At 57.0% G+C, this 17,404-nt stretch carries 16 protein-coding genes; 13 read left to right on the top strand and 3 right to left on the bottom strand.

Translation table 11 applies throughout. From position 1 onward, the window contains the following. Positions 1-73 precede the first annotated feature (73 nt). The 4 genes from ada (at position 74) to H7846_RS05680 (ending at position 5,525) form a co-directional block, all read left to right on the top strand. Positions 74-1,174, top strand: coding sequence for a bifunctional DNA-binding transcriptional regulator/O6-methylguanine-DNA methyltransferase Ada (gene ada / locus H7846_RS05695; RefSeq protein ID WP_186695532.1), 1,101 nt, complete (start codon positions 74-76; stop codon positions 1,172-1,174). A gap of 18 nt (positions 1,175-1,192) precedes the next feature. Further along, entirely contained in the window at positions 1,193-2,521 is a 1,329-nt protein-coding gene (locus H7846_RS05690; RefSeq protein ID WP_255460866.1) for an MFS transporter, read from the top strand. A gap of 136 nt (positions 2,522-2,657) precedes the next feature. After that, complete coding sequence (gene ahcY / locus H7846_RS05685; protein WP_186695531.1) at positions 2,658-4,094, top strand: adenosylhomocysteinase; 1,437 nt, start codon at positions 2,658-2,660, stop codon at positions 4,092-4,094. A gap of 135 nt (positions 4,095-4,229) precedes the next feature. Next, positions 4,230-5,525, top strand: a complete 1,296-nt coding sequence (locus H7846_RS05680) for an LssY C-terminal domain-containing protein (RefSeq protein ID WP_186695530.1) — start codon at positions 4,230-4,232, stop codon at positions 5,523-5,525. On the opposite strand, the gene H7846_RS05675 is transcribed toward H7846_RS05680, so the two are convergent. Continuing rightward, a complete protein-coding gene (locus H7846_RS05675; protein ID WP_186695529.1) occupies positions 5,526-8,165 on the bottom strand; it encodes a SpoIIE family protein phosphatase in 2,640 nt (879 codons plus the stop codon). Between the two features lie 64 nt (positions 8,166-8,229). Continuing rightward, positions 8,230-8,556 (bottom strand): ComEA family DNA-binding protein, encoded by a 327-nt coding sequence (locus H7846_RS05670; RefSeq protein WP_186695528.1) that lies wholly within the window; start codon positions 8,554-8,556, stop codon positions 8,230-8,232. 318 nt (positions 8,557-8,874) lie between these two features. On the opposite strand from H7846_RS05670, the gene hisI reads away from it, so the two are divergent. The 9 genes from hisI (at position 8,875) to H7846_RS05625 (ending at position 15,957) form a co-directional block, all read left to right on the top strand. After that, positions 8,875-9,216, top strand: coding sequence for a phosphoribosyl-AMP cyclohydrolase (hisI, locus tag H7846_RS05665; protein WP_186695527.1), 342 nt, complete (start codon positions 8,875-8,877; stop codon positions 9,214-9,216). Then, positions 9,216-10,097: an ATP phosphoribosyltransferase gene (gene hisG, locus H7846_RS05660; protein ID WP_186695526.1), complete on the top strand. Its 882-nt coding sequence runs from the start codon at positions 9,216-9,218 to the stop codon at positions 10,095-10,097. The genes hisI and hisG overlap by 1 nt, the downstream gene beginning before the upstream one ends. A 144-nt stretch (positions 10,098-10,241) precedes the next feature. Continuing rightward, on the top strand, positions 10,242-11,510 hold the full coding sequence (hisD, locus tag H7846_RS05655; RefSeq protein ID WP_186696201.1) for a histidinol dehydrogenase: 1,269 nt from the start codon (positions 10,242-10,244) through the stop codon (positions 11,508-11,510). Then, the gene (gene hisC / locus H7846_RS05650; RefSeq protein WP_186695525.1) at positions 11,507-12,604 is read left to right on the top strand and encodes a histidinol-phosphate transaminase; all 1,098 of its coding nucleotides are present in this window, start codon (positions 11,507-11,509) and stop codon (positions 12,602-12,604) included. Before hisD ends, hisC begins: the two co-directional genes overlap by 4 nt. Positions 12,605-12,736: 132 nt before the next feature. Then, on the top strand, positions 12,737-13,333 hold the full coding sequence (gene hisB / locus H7846_RS05645; RefSeq protein ID WP_186695524.1) for an imidazoleglycerol-phosphate dehydratase HisB: 597 nt from the start codon (positions 12,737-12,739) through the stop codon (positions 13,331-13,333). An 85-nt stretch (positions 13,334-13,418) separates the two neighbouring features. Beyond that, complete coding sequence (gene hisH, locus H7846_RS05640) at positions 13,419-14,027, top strand: imidazole glycerol phosphate synthase subunit HisH (protein ID WP_186695523.1); 609 nt, start codon at positions 13,419-13,421, stop codon at positions 14,025-14,027. A gap of 3 nt (positions 14,028-14,030) precedes the next feature. Further along, entirely contained in the window at positions 14,031-14,324 is a 294-nt protein-coding gene (locus H7846_RS05635) for a biotin/lipoyl-containing protein (RefSeq protein WP_186695522.1), read from the top strand. A gap of 49 nt (positions 14,325-14,373) precedes the next feature. Beyond that, the gene (gene hisF / locus H7846_RS05630) at positions 14,374-15,153 is read left to right on the top strand and encodes an imidazole glycerol phosphate synthase subunit HisF (RefSeq protein ID WP_186695521.1); all 780 of its coding nucleotides are present in this window, start codon (positions 14,374-14,376) and stop codon (positions 15,151-15,153) included. Between the two features lie 102 nt (positions 15,154-15,255). Beyond that, complete coding sequence (locus tag H7846_RS05625; RefSeq protein WP_186695520.1) at positions 15,256-15,957, top strand: 1-(5-phosphoribosyl)-5-[(5-phosphoribosylamino)methylideneamino]imidazole-4-carboxamide isomerase; 702 nt, start codon at positions 15,256-15,258, stop codon at positions 15,955-15,957. A 279-nt stretch (positions 15,958-16,236) separates the two neighbouring features. Here the strand turns inward: H7846_RS05625 and H7846_RS05620 are convergent, their stop codons facing one another. Then, entirely contained in the window at positions 16,237-17,262 is a 1,026-nt protein-coding gene (locus H7846_RS05620; RefSeq protein WP_186695519.1) for a VWA domain-containing protein, read from the bottom strand. Between the last annotated feature and the right edge of the window lie 142 nt (positions 17,263-17,404).

Here is a 17,404-nt window from a genome sequence, read left to right as displayed (position 1 = left end):
CGGGCTCGCCCTTCCTACATTGAACGAACAATTCGGAGTGTAGCGACTCGCCATTCGCGGGAAGATACTAGATATGAGCATGACCACAGGCAACATCACCGACATACTCTCCGCCAAGCGCTGGCAGCAGGTATTAGAGCGAGATCCTGGTGCCGATGGGAAGTTCTTCTATGCTGTCCGCTCCACCCGGATCGTCTGTCGCCCAACCTGTCCCAGCCGAAGACCGACGCAGGCTAACGTTCAGTTCTTTGTGACTCTCGACGAGGCAATTGAAGTTGGATTTCGCCCTTGCCGACGGTGTCATCCGGAACGAACGATACCGGCTCCCGATCCGCAGGCCAGGGCCGTTGCTCGCGCCGCACGCTACCTCGAAAAGCATGTCGGCGAACGGATCACCACCAGCGGTTTAGCCAGGGCCGCAGGAACCAACCGATTGGTTCTACATCGCGCCTTCTTGCGCATCTTCGGGGTCACCCCCGTGCAGTATGCGAGACAGCAGCGCCTCAAAACTTTCAATCAATCCATCAGGGAGTCCACCATGCGAGTAACCGATGCAATCTACGCTGCTGGCTTTGGATCCAGCAGCAGGCTCTATGAAAACAGTGCAGCCAAGTTGGGGATGACTCCGCGCGAGATGAGGAACGGCGCCCAGGGAATCAGGGTCCGCTATACAACGACTGACAGCCCTCTCGGCAGAATGCTCGTAGCCGCAACCGACAAGGGGATCTGCACCATCGCCTTCGGAGAAGACGATGGTGAAGTCATTGAAATCCTTCGGCAGCGTTTTCAGAATGCCGTTCTAATAGTCGAGACGCCGAAGTCAGGCTGGCTTGCTGAAGCGGTCGAGTACATCATCAACCAGATAGGCGAACATCCCACCGCAGCCACCTTCCCGCTCGACGTGCGTGCGACGGCATTTCAACAGCGTGTATGGAATGCGCTACAAGCCATTCCCCGCGGTGAGACGCGTAGTTACTCCCAGCTTGCAGCCGAACTTGGTTCGCCGACGGCAACCCGAGCCGTCGCCGGAGCGTGCGCCGCGAATCCGGTCGCGGTCGTCGTTCCTTGCCACCGTATCGTCGGAAAGAATGGCTCACTGACGGGATATCGATGGGGAACTGAACGCAAACGCAAGCTACTGGAGGTAGAGAAGAAGTTCGCACTCTCCTCCTGATCCGGTACAGTAGGGAGCGTGACGCCGAGCGAAATAACCAATACACCCGATATTGACTCCACTCATGCGCGCGCTCTCTACCGCAAGATCACGTGGCGGCTCATTCCCTACCTGTTTCTGCTTTACATCGTGGCCTACGTCGATCGCGTCAATGTAGGCTTCGCCGCCATGGATATGAAGCGGCAGCTCGGCTTCAGTGACACCGTTTATGGAACCGGCGCCGGAATCTTCTTCCTCGGCTATGCCCTCTTCGACATGCCGAGCAATCTGGTGCTACAGCGCGTCGGCACACGCCTCTGGATTGCACGCATCATGATTACCTGGGGTCTGATTGCCTCCTGCATGTCATTCATCCATTCAGCCGGCTCGTTCTACGCGCTCCGATTTCTCCTCGGCGTCGGCGAGGCGGGATTTGTCCCTGGCATGTTGCTCTATCTCACATACTGGTTTCCTTCCCACGAGCGTGCACGTGCCGTAGCTTGGTTTATGACGGCAACTTCGCTGGCCGGAGTCGTCGGTGGTCCACTCTCCAGCGCTCTGCTAAAGCTGGATGGACTCTGGGGTTTGCATGGATGGCAGTGGCTCTTTATTGCTGAGGGGATTCCCACCATACTGCTAGGCGTCTCCGTGCTCTTTATCCTCAAGGATGGTCCGGAACAGGCCGATTGGCTGACTGCGGAAGAACGACATTGGCTGACCAACGAGCTTGAGCTGGATCGCGCTCGTTATGGTGCAACGAAACATCACGCCTTTACCGATGCTTTTCGGCTTCCTGCGGTATGGATGCTTGCCTTTGTCTATGTCTCGATCCAGATTGGCGTCTACATCGTTAATCTCTGGATGCCGCTCATGCTCGATAGTCTTTCGAGCAATGCCGGACATGACGCGAGCATGATTGCACGCTATTCCACATTGCCATATCTTCTTGCGGCGGCCTTCACCGTCTTCATCGGCTGGAGTTCAGATCGCTCCAACGAACGAAGTGGGCACTTGGCTGGATGCATGGCGTTAGCCGCAGCTGGCTTTGCCTGGGCCGCAATGGCAGGTAGCGTCTCCATCGCTTTATGCGCATTTTGTCTGGCGGCGATGGGTCTATGGAGCACTATGGGGCCCTTCTGGGCTTTGATGACGCGCACCGTCGCCGGAACAGCAGCCGCTGCGGGAGTCGCTCTGATCACCACCCTTGGAGGTTTTGGGGGCTTTCTGGGACCTTACATTACTGGACGACTTCGAGAAGCAACACACAGCTTCTCCAATGGGCTTTATGCAGTGAGTGTTCTTGCTCTGATCGCGGCTCTAGTAAGCATTGCAACTCGCGGACTCAAACAACAGCAAACTCAATCCTGAAGCCGCCGCGCCCTTTCTTTTCAGGAAGCACCCAACTCTCTTTCCTGACCTTGAACCAGAACTATGAATGGTATCCTTGAAGAGAAGAACGTCGTCATATTTTCAGTAGTAATCTATCCCCAAAAGAGGTGTTTCCATGGCGTCAGCCACGATCGATAAAACTGCAGTAGCGACCGAGTACAAGGTTGCCGATCTGTCGCTCGCAGACTTCGGACGTAAAGAGATCGACATTGCCGAGCAGGAGATGCCCGGCCTGATGTCTATCCGCAACAAGTACGCTCCGTCGAAGCCGCTGGCAGGTGTACGCGTTACCGGATCGCTGCACATGACGATTCAGACGGCCGTGCTGATCGAGACCATGGTCGCCTTGGGAGCCGACGTTCGCTGGGCAAGCTGCAACATCTTCTCTACGCAGGACCACGCCGCCGCCGCCATCGCCGCCGCTGGCGTGCCCGTCTTCGCCTGGAAGGGTGAGACGCTCGAAGAGTACTGGTGGTGCACCGATCAGGCACTTCGCCACAAGGGTGGCCTCGGCCCACAGATCGTTATCGACGATGGCGGCGACGTCACCCTGCTGATCCATAAAGGCGTCGAACTCGAGAAGGGCGACGGCTGGGTCAATACGCCCTCAGGCAACCAGGAAGAGCAGGTCATCAAGAACCTGCTGAAGAAGATTCACGCCGAAGACCCCACTCACTTCCAGAAGATCGCCAAGGAGTGGAAGGGCGTCGCTGAAGAAACCACGACCGGCGTTCATCGTCTCTACAAGATGATGGAGCAGGGCAAGCTGCTCGTCCCTGCCATTAACGTCAACGACTCAGTCACCAAGTCGAAGTTCGATAACCTCTACGGCTGCCGTGAATCGCTGGTCGACGGCATCAAGCGCGCCACGGACGTGATGGTCGCCGGGAAGGTCGCTGTGGTCTGCGGCTACGGTGACGTAGGTAAGGGCTCCGCCCGTTCACTACGCGGCTTAGGCGCTCGTGTCATCGTCACCGAGATCGATCCCATCAACGCGCTACAGGCCGCGATGGAAGGTTACGAGGTCACGACGATCGAAGAGACGCTCGGGACAGGCGACATTTACGTGACTACAACCGGTAACGTAGATGTAATCACATATGAGCACATGCAACAGATGAAGGATCAGGCGATCGTCTGCAACATCGGACACTTCGACAACGAGATCCAGATGGATGCGCTCAACGAAGCCAAGGGCGTCACCCGGCTCAACATCAAGCCGCAGGTCGACAAATACACCCTGCCCGGTGGCAACGCGATCTTCGTCCTCGCCGAAGGCCGTCTCGTAAACCTGGGCTGCGCCACCGGCCATCCGAGCTTCGTGATGTCGAACAGCTTCTCCAACCAGACGCTGGCCGCTCTCGATCTCTGGAAGAACAAGGACATCTACAAGCCCGGGGTCTACATTCTTCCCAAGAAGCTCGACGAAGAGGTCGCACGTCTTCACCTTGAGAAAATCGGCGTGAAGCTGACCACTCTCTCGAAGAAGCAGGCCGATTATCTCGGAGTTTCTGTGGATGGTCCCTATAAGTCCGAGCAGTATCGTTACTAAAATCTGCTCAACCAAAGTATCCAGCCGCCGGATCACCCGGCGGCTTTCCCTTTGAATCTCTGGAGATCTTTTGGTGAAACAATAGAGCGACAAGAGCCCCTGGGCCGGGTTCAGCATCATAGATTGAGAATCGCTATGAATTCCTGCAACCGCTTTCCCCACTATCGGCGATCGCCCTCTTCGCTCATGTTTGCACTCCTGCTGGGAGCTGGTATTTGTACCGTCTCAGTCCAAGCGCAGGAAAATACTCCTACATCACAGAACCCGATTCCGCCACAGCCACCGGTTACAACTTCAACACCACCTTCCCCTGTACCGGCAACAGCCGCTCCGGCGATCGGACCTCGAGTACAGGCCATTGTGAGTATGCGCGACAAGCAGGTTAAAACTGCCGCTGCTGTGGCTGCTCACAAACAGAATTATGAGTTCAAGCTCAAAGACTCCGAGTGGCTCGACACCGGAGCAGTCGTCGCCGCAGGCGAAGTAGCCACCTTCACCACGACCGGACAGATCAGCCTGGCCGATGGACGCAAGACCACACCGGATGGCGTAGACCGCGGGTGGAAGGACCTGATCCGTCAGTTCCCTCTCAACCAGGCAAAAGTCGGTGCAGTGATCGGCCGAGTCAGCGATATGGGAGCCTCTGTTCCCTTCTCCATCGGAGCCTCTGGCCAGGTTCCGATGCCGACAACCGGCGAACTCTATCTTCGTGTAAACGCCAGCAGCGATCTCACCTTCACGGGAGACTACACCGTAAAGATCAAATTCGCTGCTGCACCGAAGGTCCAGCCCAAAGCGGTCTCTACTCCAACTGCCCCCATCAATACAGTGATTACGCCCGCTGCCTTCGACGATGTTCCGCGTCGCGTCTCCGATGTTGCCTCAGGGGAAGGAAATCCCGGGGACATGGTGAACTTCGCAATGGTCGGAACCAAAGAGCAGGTCCAGGATGCCTTCAAGGCAGCAGGCTGGGTTGCCGTCGATAAGTCCGTCCAGGATGCCATCCTCAATGGCCTGCTGAAAACCCTAAGCAAAGAAGCTTACACCGCGATGCCGATGAGTACCCTCTATCTTTTCGGTCGTCCGCAAGATATGTCCTTCGCTCGCGCTGATCCCCTTTTGGTCGCTGCTGAACGTCATCACCTCCGTGTCTGGCAAACGGACCAGACAATCGCAGGTCGGCCGCTCTGGGTAGGCTCTGCCACACACGATATCGGCTTTGAAAAAGATCAGCGCAACGGTGGCGTGACCCACAAGATCGATCCCGAGATCGATAAGGAGCGCGATTACCTGCTGCAGAGTTTCGATGCCGCCGGAGTCTTCTCCAGTGCTGCCTACGTTACTCCAACCAATCCGCTGCTCGACGCAAAGACAGCGACCGGTGGGAGCTTCCAATCCGACGGCCGCATCGTCGTCATGGAACTGAAGTAATCAGCGAATCATACAAACCAGCAAGGTCATGTCATCGTGCTGCGGTGCACCTGCGGTAAAACGATCCGCCTCTTGAAAGATGCATTGCAGCAACTGGTCTGCCGTGATAATGCAGTCCGGATGGCGCAGCAATGCTCGCGCAGCATCGATCATGCAGTCTTCGCCCCACTCCTCATCTGCCGCATTCATCGCCTCCGAGATTCCATCGGTAAAGGCAAGAAATACATCGCCTGGCTGAAGATAGATATTCCCGCAAGTGTAATCGGTATCGGGAAGAAGCCCGATTACAGTACCAGTCGCTTCAAGCCGCAAAACCGTCTCTCCACGAAGAATGGCCGGCGGATTATGCCCGGCATTCACATACGTCAACCGGCGGAGATGCGGATCATACTCTGCATAAAAGAAGGTCGCGTAGCGGTTCGCCGTGGAGGACTCATAGACCAACCGGTTGACGTGATTCATGAGCGTTGCCAGATCACCGGGTTGCAGTTGTGCCGCACTGCGGAGACTAGCCCGAAGACTTGCCATCAACAGAGCCGCAGAGATTCCCTTGCCCGAGATGTCGCCTAATGCCAGCGCCAGTCGCGCTCTCTCGTTACTAGGCTCACTTGAAGTAACCGGACTCCCGGACAAAAGGAAGAAGTCAAAGTAATCCCCTCCTACAACCTGCGCTGGACGGCAAAACCCCGCCAAGTCGACTCCTTCGATCCGGGGAGATCCCTGCGGGAAGAGGCGTTCCTGAACCTCGCGGGCGATCTCAATCTCACGCGAAACTCTTTCGCGATGCGCAATCTCGCTGCTCAGGCTCTCCAAAAGCTCCGCATTCTCAAGCGCCAGACCTGCCTGGGTAGCCACGGATTGCAGTAGTTGTTTATCCATCCTCGTATAAGGTTCTTCCGAGCGTTTCGGCCCAAGAGCCATCACTCCAGCCAGCTTTTTGCGCCCCGGCAGTGGAACCAGCAGTTCCGCGGAGAGATCGTTCAGTGCTGTCCGTTCCGTTTCGGTGGCCTCAAGCAGCCAGCTCGATGGATCATCGCGGTAGATCGTCGCAGGGGCGCGCCCGCGAGTAAGGTTCGTAATCGTCGCCGAAGTTTCGGCCAGAGAAAGCGACCCCAGAATGGGAGGCATCATGGAACTTGTGACAGGAATGCCAGTAGCGAGTTGCAGACGATAGTGATCTCCCGCATGAAGAAAGACCGCAATCCGATCAATGTGCAATGTATCGCTAATCCGCTGTGTAATGGTGTGCAGCAGAGGTTCGACCTCAGTGAAATTACGGGCCTCTTCAGAAAGCTCGGAAAGCACTTGCTCAGAGGAGTAGGCTTCACGAAAGAACTTCTGATCAATACGCTGCTGCAGGCGTCTGGAGAGAACAAAGCGAAAGAAAAAAAATAAGCCGATGATCGCAAAGATACGAACGAAGTCCATCGGGTGGCGATGACTCGCACTCGATAAAAAGAGGCTGAGTGCATAGGACATCCATCCGGCCAGGAGGATGGATGCCACAAAGATCGTGCTACGTGCAAAGAAATACTTCGTTCCCTGGCGAATCAGCAGGCGAAGATCCATCGCCCGCTGAACCACAACAACATAGGCCAGTGAAATCGGAAAAAGCAGCAGGACAGCCAGCACTGGAACCATGATCCAGTTGCTGATGTCCTGGCCAAAATCCGATTTCCGAATCAGGGAAACAAGGAATAGGACAAATGCAGGCGTCAGTCCAATGAAGGACCCAAAATAAAGAATGCGGAGACGACGACGCGCGTCTCCCCTGCTCTGCACCAGCTTAGGCGCCAGAAAAAGGAAGAAACAGGAGATGGCGAGCGCGGCAAAGACATCCTCCACGATCGCAATCCGGTAGAACCAGGGATCCAGCCATGCAGAAGCCGCAAAATTGTATCCATGCCCATAGATGTAGAGAAGGTCCGTCGGAAACAGGATCAGAATCGGGATCGCGATCACCCATTTAATCCAGGGAAAACGGACGTCGATCGACGATCGCTCCGGAAAATAAATCCCAAACGACATCAGGCAGAGAGGCATCGCGGTCTGCGCAAGATCGCTCCACACCTGGGCGACCAGTCTCAGCGATCCGCTAAGTTGAGATGCATCGATAAACAGCGGATCGAAATAAGCGAGAATGCCAAGGATCAGCCACGCATTCAAGCTGTGAGGCCGGGCAAAGACAACATAGATGCCGACCAGCAGACAGAGCAGAGCGATTAGCAGAAAAGCGAAGTGAAGCACCCATGCGACCATCGAAGAAGGAGCATCGCGTTCTGCGCGCAAAACAACCGATGCAAGCACGGCAGAAGATTCTCCCCTGCGGTAGGTAATCTCCAGAGGCTGACCAGGTTGGCTGCTGCGGACCGCCTGCAAAAGGACGATGCCTCCGCTGTATGGACGCTGATTGACTGCAAGAACAGGGTCTCCATTCTCAAGCCCTGCTGCCCTTCCCTCCGGATTTACATGAGCAACAAACGGCCCATAATAGCTGTCATAAAAAGGAAGCCTGGAGCGAAGTTGTCCGTTCGCAAGATTTTGGTAAGTGTTCTGAATGCCGAGATAGACGTGCGTTAGCGCCAACGCTGCCACCAGCGCCAGAAATATGTATTGCAGACGTGCAGATCGTTGCCACATAAGAGAAAAAGGCTGGCTGCATAGTAGCAGCCAGCCCTGGTTAATCAGAAAGATCTATTCTTGCCTACTTCTTCGGTTTGCTGGCGATGATAGAGTCCTTGATCTTGTTATAGACGTTCTCCGGCAGAACGCCGCGAGAGACCAGCTGATTCTTTGCCGTATACGGGCGCCCATCGATAATCCGCTTTGAGTAGGCTTCGCCGATTCCAGAAAAGGCCTTCAGCTGGTCCGCCGTGGCGGTGTTGATATCGAGCTTATTGTCCGGGGTAGCCGCCGCCGGGGCAGATTTTGCCGTCGAAGCCTTGGTCGTAGCAGCCTTCTGCGCGGTCAGGGTGAGAGGAAGTGTTAACAAAAGCGATGCCGCCAGAAGGGTCTTTCGAAAGATGCGCATAGTGGATTCAGCTCCTTGCACTAGGGGTGGACAGCAGTTCCACCGGAAGACTACGAGAGTCGAAGAACGGCGTCAATCAGGAAATCTCCCGCCATAGTTGACTTCCGACGGCACCAACGCTACTCTGAAACTGCGATGCGTTCGCTGAACCTCCATCACGGGTATCATCACCATCACCATGCGCAAAGCGTGTTGGCGGCTATGTCCGGTGTTGCGAAGTAACGAACGCAGATCACAGGATTCTGAAAAAGCCCGCTAACGCGCACTCCGCGAGCGGGCTTTTTCTTGTTCAAAACAAAAGAAACGGGAGATGTCGGAATGTCAGAAGCAGTAAAGATTGACTTTGCCAAGATGGATGGCCTGGTTCCAGGCATCGTCCAGGACTACAAGACCGGAGAGATGCTCATGCTGGGCTTTCTCAACGAGACCAGCTACCAGAAGACGCTGGAAACAGGATTCGTCACTTTCTGGAGTCGCACCCGCAGCAAGCTGTGGATGAAGGGCGAGACCAGCGGAAACCGTCTGCGCATCATCGAAGCCTCGACCGACTGCGACAACGACGCCCTGCTCTTTCGCGTTGAGGTCGAAGGCGATGGCCTGGTCTGCCACGAAGGCACCGTAAGCTGCTTCACCAAGAAGATCGAAACGGAGAAGAACTAATGAGCACGATCAAGAAACTGAAGCTCGGTATCCCCAAAGGCAGTCTGCAGGACGCCACCATCGCGCTCTTCCAGCGTGCAGGATGGCAGATCTTCGCCAATGGCCGCAGCTATTTTCCAACCATCGACGATCCCGAGATTGAGTGCATGCTCGTTCGAGCCCAGGAGATGGCGCGCTACGTCGAGCATGGTGCATTGGACGCCGGCCTTACCGGAAATGACTGGGTGCTTGAGAACGAGACCGACGTGGAATACGTCACCAGCCTCACCTACTCGAAGCAGAGTCGCCAGAAGGTAAAGTGGGTGCTCGCTGTTCCGGAGGACTCTCCTTTCCAGAAGCCTGAAGACCTCGCCGGCAAGATCATCGCCACCGAACTGGTGGAGTTCACCAAGCGCTACTTTGCGTCCAAAAACATCCCCGTCAAGGTCGAGTTCAGCTGGGGCGCCACCGAGGTGAAGCCTCCAACGCTTGCCGACGCCATTGTCGAAGTCACCGAGACGGGAAGCTCGTTACGCGCCAACCGCCTGCGCATCATCGAGACCCTGATGGAGAGCGAGACACAGCTCATCGCCAATAAGGCCGCCTGGCAAGATGACTGGAAGAAGGCGAAGATCAACAACATCTCGCTCATGCTCAACGCTGCCATCGCCGCTCAGGGTCGAGTCGGTCTGATGCTCAATGCCAAGAGGGCGGACCTGCACCTCGTGCTCGCGGTGCTTCCTGCTCTCAACTCGCCAACGATCTCTCAGCTCAGCGATGAACAGTGGGTTGCCCTCAATACTATTCTCGATGAGGCCGAAGTCCGCGACGTGATTCCGAAGCTGAAATCCGTCGGAGCCACCGGCATCGTCGAATATCCGTTGAGCAAAGTCGTTTTATAACGCTTGTTATGCCGAATACGGCATCTTTGTATCGTGTCATCCTGAGCGGAGCGACCAACGGGAGCGCAATCGAAGGATCTGCGGTTCCCTTGGTCAGCACAATGTAAGCTTCGATTCAACACGAGCAGCAATACTGGAGCCATGATGAAGCTGGTCAAAACCTATGGCCGAACCGCAAAGATCGCTGCTGCGCTGATCGCCTCTATTGAGCAGCGTGGCGCAGTCAGCACTGCGCGGGTTGAGCCTGTCGTTCGCCGCATCCTCGCAGATGTTCGCAAGAGCGGTGACACAGCAGTCAAGAAATATGCCGCGAAGTTCGACAGCCTGAAGAAGAATCAACCCCTTCTCGTTACCCGCGAAGAGATGCAGGCGGCGTGGGAAGCTACAGCTCCTGAGCTACAGGCAGCCATGATGGTCGCGCGTGGCAACATCCTCGCCTTCGCCGAAGCCCAGCTGCCGAAAGAGTGGAGCATCTCCACCGCCGACGGAGTCAAGACCGGCCAGATCATTCGTCCGCTCGGCTCGGTAGGTTGCTACGTCCCCGGCGGACGTTATCCCCTTCCCTCCACGTTGCTGATGACTGTCACTCCCGCTCAGGTCGCCGGAGTGGAACGGATCGTCGTCTGCTCTCCCAAACCAGCACGAGAGACACTCGCCGCCGCCTACCTCGCCGGAGTCAACGAGTTCTATCGCATCGGCGGAGCCCAGGCCATCGCCGCGCTTGCTTACGGCACCGCCTTGATGCAGCCAGTTAATAAGATCGTTGGCCCCGGCAATCTCTTTGTCACTGCGGCCAAGCAACTCGTCTCCACCGAGTGCGGTATCGACATGCCCGCCGGCCCCACGGAGATCGTCGTGACGAGTGATCAAGGTTACGCTCCTGGCATCGCTGCCGACCTCGTCGCCCAGGCCGAGCACGACCCCGAGACACTCGCCGTTCTAATTACCAGCAACGAAGTCCTCGCGAAAGAAGTTGCGACCGAGGTCAAACTTCAGGCCAAGGACAATAAGCTCGCAAAACAGTCTTTGACCGCACAAGGCGCCATCTTTATCACCAAAACGATTGCCGAGGCCCGTGATCTGACCAACCGTCTTGCTCCGGAGCACCTCACCGTCGATTCTGCCGCCGATCTCAAATGGGTCCAGAACGCTGGCTCCGTCTTCGTAGGCGATTACGCTCCGCAGTCGATGGGCGACTACATCTCCGGCCCGAACCATGTTCTTCCTACCGGCCGCGTCGGTCGCGTCCGTGGGGGCCTCAGTGTAATGGACTTCGTTAAGGTCATCACCGTGCAGGAGTACACTCGCAAGGGCCTCGGGAAACTAGGCCCGCATGCCATCGCACTGGCCACCGCCGAAGGCCTCACAGGCCACGCCCGAAGCGTCAGCGTCAGAATGAGGTCCACCCGATGAGCACACCTACGAGCAAGGTCACCGTCAAGCCGCGCCGCCTCATCCTCGAGATGCCCGAGTATCACCCTCCGCTTGCCGGGCGTGACAACGCACTCCGCCTCGACTTCAACGAGAACACGCTTGCGCCATCGCCGGTCGTGATGGACCGCCTCAAGCAGATCCCTGCCGAACGACTGACGGTCTATCCTGAGCGTGAACCGGTTGAGCGCCAGGTCGCCGCGCACCTCGGCCTCCCGTCAAATCAGCTTCTTTTGACCAATGGAGTCGATGAAGCGATTCATCTGGTTTGTTGCGCATTTCTCGAACCCGAAGATGAAGCAATCATCGCTCCCCCGTCGTTTTTCATGTACGACGTTTCCATCTCCATGATGACTCGTCACTTGGTCAAAGTGCAGGCTGACGAGACGCTGCAGTTCCCTTTCGAGCGATTTCTCGCCGCCATCAATGAACGCACCAAGCTAATCGTTATAGTCTCTCCCAACAATCCCACGGGAGCCACCGTCGGCCGCTCTGAGATTCTGGCCATCGCCAATGCCGCTCCCCACGCTGTTGTCCTGGTGGATGAGGCTTACTTTCACTTCCACGGCGAAACTGTGCTCAACGACCTTGCCACCACGCCGAACCTCATCGTCGCCCGTACCTTCTCCAAGGCATACGGTCTTGCAAACCTTCGCATCGGAATGCTCGCTGGAAGCCCCGAACTCATTGGCTACTTGCACAAGGTCTCGTCGCCATACAACGTCAACGGCGTAGCGCTTGACTGTCTCACGGCTGCCATCGAAGACGATGCCTACATCACCTGGTACGCCGAACAGATTCGCATCGGGCGCGAACGCATGATGGGTGGCCTCGACGAGCTGGGCGTGCATTACTTCCCCAGCGCCGCCAACTTCGTGCTGATGAAAATCGGCCCGCTCCACAGAGAGCTCGTCGCTGCAATGCGCAAACGCGGCATACTGCTGCGCGACCGCTCTACCGACCCCGGCTGCGATGGTTACGTTCGCATCACGATTGGAATCGGCGAGCACGTCACGCGCGGCCTCGAAGCGCTCAAGGCATCGCTTGATGAGATCGGCTGGAAGTCCGAGTTTTAGGATGGAACTAAGCTAGAGAAAGACACCGTTTGGCGAAGTTTGTTTTAGATCATCTGGTTTTGTTAAGGGCACGGCTTTAGCCGTGCCATCAGAAAGCTGAAATGAAAGGGACTTTAGCCCCTGAGGGAAAGAATGCCAAAAGCACGCACCGCAATAATTAAGCGCGACACCACCGAGACCAAGATTGCCCTGAAGCTCAACATCGACGGAACCGGCGTCTACAAGGTCACGACAGGCATCCGCTTCTTCGACCACATGCTCGAGCTCTTCACCCGCCACGGCGGCTTCGGCCTCACGCTCACCTGCAACGGCGACCTCGACGTCGACCAGCACCACACCGTCGAAGACGTGGGCATCGCGCTGGGCGAGGCGTTCAACAAAGCACTCGGCGACAAGAAGGGCATCCTGCGCGCGGGCTACTTCGTCATGGCAATGGACGAAACGCTCGCCGTCGCCGCCGTCGATCTCTCGGGCCGCGTCGCCTACGTCGTCGACGACAAAGTGAAGGTGCGCCTGGTGGGGGACTTCCAGTCCGAGCTGCTCGCCGACTTCTTCGACGGCTTCGCCCGCGGAGCCAAGGCCAACGTCCACGTCAAGACGATGTACGGCCGCTCCAACCACCATAAGATCGAAGCAATCTTCAAAGCCTTCGCCCGCGCCCTGCGCGGAGCCTGCTCGCGCGATGAGAGGATGGCAGAGATTCTACCGAGTACGAAGGGGCTACTGTAATGCCGGAGAACCGCAAACAGATGGACGCGGGGATAGGACGACTGTTCCCTATTCCCCGTCCTCTGCTCCCTGGCGCGGAGTGCCTATGATTCAAGTCATCGACTACAAAGCGGGCAATCTCACCAGCGTACTCAAAGCGCTGAATTACCTCGGCGCGGAGACGCACGTCACGCAGTCGCCGGACGACGTGCGTAACGCGACGAAGATCGTCCTTCCCGGCGTGGGACACTTTCAGGCGACGCAGTTGCTTGAGGACCTTTCGCTTACCGGCGCAGTACGCGAGGTAGTAGCGAAGGGCACTCCCTTCCTCGGCATCTGCGTGGGCTTGCAGTGGCTGTACGAAGGTTCAACCGAAGCACCTGACACCGCAGGCCTCGGGCACTTTGCCGCAAAATGCGAGCGTTTCCCCGCCGCTTTCAATGGAGCAGAACTCAAATCTCCTCACGTAGGCTGGAATTCGCTCGAGAACATCCGCGAGGACTCACGCCTGCTGCGTGGAGTCCAGAATGGCGGCTTCGTCTACTACACGCACTCTTGGCGCGCGCCAGTGAGCGCCGATACCGCCGCTACCACCAGCTACGGCGGCAACTTTACCGCTGTCGTCGAGCGCGACAACGTGATGGGCGTGCAGTTTCACCCCGAGAAGTCCAGCGCCGTTGGTCTCCAGATACTCAAGAACTTCGTGGAGCTTTAGCGAATGCCCTTTGTTTACGAACTCGAACTCGCCGAAGAGTCGCCTCAGCCTGCGTACAAACTCACGCAGCAACTTATACCTCAAGGAACGCTCGTCGGAACCGGCCAGAATATCGCCGTACTGATGGACGGCAAAAACGAGTTTCATCTGCGCGCGCCACTGCAAGGCCTCGTCGCCGAGTGGTTCGCATCGACCGGTGATACCCTCTCGCCCGATGAGCCCATCGCACGTATCGTCGCCGAAGGAGCCGAGCGCGTCGTAAGCGCCTCCACACCCGTAAGGATTCAACCATGCTGACCAAACGCATCATCGCCTGCCTTGACGCAAAGTGCGGAAGGAACATCCCTTGCTAACGAAGAGAATTATCGCGTGTTTAGACGTCCGTGACGGACGCGTCGTCAAGGGCATCCAGTTCGTTGACATCATCGACGCGGGCGACCCCGCCGAACTCGCGCACCGCCACGCTGCTGCAGGAGCCGACGAGATCGTGCTGCTTGATATCACCGCAACACATGAGGGCCGCGGCACGTTGCTCGACACCGTGAAGCGCACTGCCGCAACGCTCTTCGTTCCCTTCACCGTCGGCGGAGGCATCCGCTCTGCCGAAGATGCCGCAGCCGTCTTCGACGCAGGAGCCGACAAGGTCAGCATCAACTCCTCCGCCATCGCGCGGCCCGAGCTGATCAGCGAGATCGGCGCCAGCTTCGGCGCGCAGGCCGTCATCGTCGCCATCGACGCACGACGCGCCGAAAATTCTGCCGACCCCGTAGGCGATGCCGAGGTCTTCGTCGCCGGTGGCCGCAAGCCCACGGGCCGCAAGGTGATCGAATGGGCACGCGAGGCCGAACAGCGCGGCGCAGGCGAGATCCTTTTGACCAGCATGAACACCGACGGCATGCGGTCGGGCTTCGACTGCGAGCTGACCGCGCTTGTCTCCCAATCCGTGCAAATCCCCGTCATCGCCTCTGGCGGTGCGGGTTCCGCAGCACACTTCGCGGACGTCTTTAGCCGCGGCAAAGCAGACGCTGCACTCGCCGCCAGCATCTTTCACTTCGGCATAACAGATTCACGTGAACTTAAAGCAGAACTTCAGCGCACAGGAGTCTCTGTGCGTCTGCCCTGTTAAGGGCACGGCTTTAGCCGTGCCGAACAAAAACGCAGCAAAAGGGGCTTCAGCCCCTGAAGTCATTGTTTCCCGACCGATCACGTATACACAGGAGAAGGACCCTTGTTAATTCCATCCATCGACCTTATGGGAGGTCGCATCGTCCAGCTCGTCCAGGGCGAAAAACTCAAGCTCGCCTTCGACGACTTCGACTATTGGATCGAACGCTTCTCGAAATACCCGCTCGTGCAGCTCATCGATCTCGACGCTGCCATGCGCCAAGGTTCAAACGCAGATCTGATCTCGCGTTTCACCTCGAAGTTGCCTTGCCAGGTTGGCGGCGGTCTGCGCACTGCTGAAGACGGCAGGCGCGTGCTCGATCTTGGCGCCAGGCGCCTCATCTATGGCTCTTCACTCTTTGGCGGCGACAACGAGGCCGACCGCAAGCGTCATCCGCTCATCAATCTCGACTTCGCTCAAAAACTGCGCGATGCCCTCGGTGAAGAGCAGCTTGTCTTCTCCGTTGACACCAAAGGCGGTCAGGTCGCCGTGCGCGGCTGGAAAGAAAACGTCGCACTCACGCCCGAAGAGGCCGTCACCTGGCTTGAGGACTACTGTGCAGCCTTCCTCTACACGCACGTCGATACCGAAGGCACCATGACTGGATTCCCTATCGATGTTGCCGCAATCCTGCGCGCCACCACAGCCAAACAACTCATCGTCGCGGGCGGCATCAAGGAACGCGCCGAAGTCGATGCGCTCGACCAGATGGGCGTCGATGCCGTCGCAGGAATGGCCGTCTATAGCGGAGCGATGGATGCCTAGGAAGTGGTCAGTTACAGGGTTGCAGTTTGTCATTTGTGTGGAAAAGAAGTAGTTCAACTGACAACCTATAACTAGGCGGTATGGGGAAATCTCGCTTACCTCTTAAAGATGTCGTCTTGAGCTTCATTCGGGTATGCTTTCGCGCGCCCAAATGAAGCCGAAGGATCTGCGGATTGTCATCGTCATTCTGAGCCAGGCAAAACGGCGGCAAAGAATCCCTGTATCTGCCGAAAACAAACAGGCACCCTTTATCGATACCCGCGACAACCTGCAACTTTCTTACTCGCTGTTTGAGTCCGCGATAGCGTAGTATCCCTTCCTCGCCTGCACCTTCGTATCCTTGCCGCAATCGATATTCAGGGCGCGGAAGGTGCCATCAGCCTTCAGGTTTGTCGGCGTATAGCTGGCAAGATATTGCGTTCGCAGCTCGTCCTGAATCTGGTTGAAGGCGTCCTGTAGCTTCTTGCCGTTGTTCCCTACATTGATCACGCGGCCGCCGGTCTCCTTCGCCAGCTTGTCCATATCACCCGCGCCATAGTAGCCAAATCCGCCATAGAAGCCACGATCCGCAATCAGGATGACGTAAACAATCGCGTTGGACTTCTGTGCAGCTTCTACGGCGGTTCTGATGTTCTCCTGCGATCCCTGGTCCTGCCCATCGGTCAGGATGACGAGGATCTTTCGTCCTGCCTCCTGGCGCAGCTTATCGTGCGCCGCCAGGTAGACGGCATCGTAAAGCAGTGTTCCCCGAGGCGTGCTGTTGCCCGTGACCGAGCCTGTCCCCGCGCCTGTGTTGATCGAGGCTTTCTGCATCGCTCGTCGCAGTTCACTCGGTGAGTTCGTATAGTCGGCCAGCAGATCCACATTAATGTCGAACGAAATCAGAAATGCCTCATCCTTGGGAGTCAACACGTCCTTCAGAAACTCTGCTCCCGCATCTTGCTCCAGAGGCAGAACGTTCTGCTGGCTGCCGCTGGTGTCCAGCAGAATTCCAATCGTCAACGGCAGGTTTTTCTCCTGGGTAAAGTTCTTGGTCTTCTGCAGGGCCTTGTCTTCGAAGATCTGGCAGTCGTCCTTGTGCAGGTTTGTGATGTAGCCGTTCTTATCCCGGACCGAAAAGTAGACGTTCACCAGGTTGACGTTTACCTTCAGTGTCTGGGTATCGCCAATGTCCACCGGCTGCTCTGGAGCAGCATTGCTGGCAGGTGGAGGTCCTCCGGGCGACGGAGCTTCCTGGGCGGACAGAACAATAGGGCCAAAAGATAAGAGACACAAGACAGCCAGGACACTCCGAAAAGGGCGCATATGGGGATAGACGAGCGAAACGGCCTCTAAGTCAGCGAAAAAATCATCCAGAGGACCCTCTTGGCGTTGGCGGTGTAACGATATAACAAAGCACAACATCCAATAGGTGGGAGAAGTCTAAAGATAGGGTAACGCCGGGATA

The sequence above is a fragment of the Edaphobacter sp. 4G125 genome (assembly GCF_014274685.1).
GTDB lineage: Bacteria > Acidobacteriota > Terriglobia > Terriglobales > Acidobacteriaceae > Edaphobacter.
This window is presented reverse-complemented; position numbering and strand designations above follow the sequence as displayed.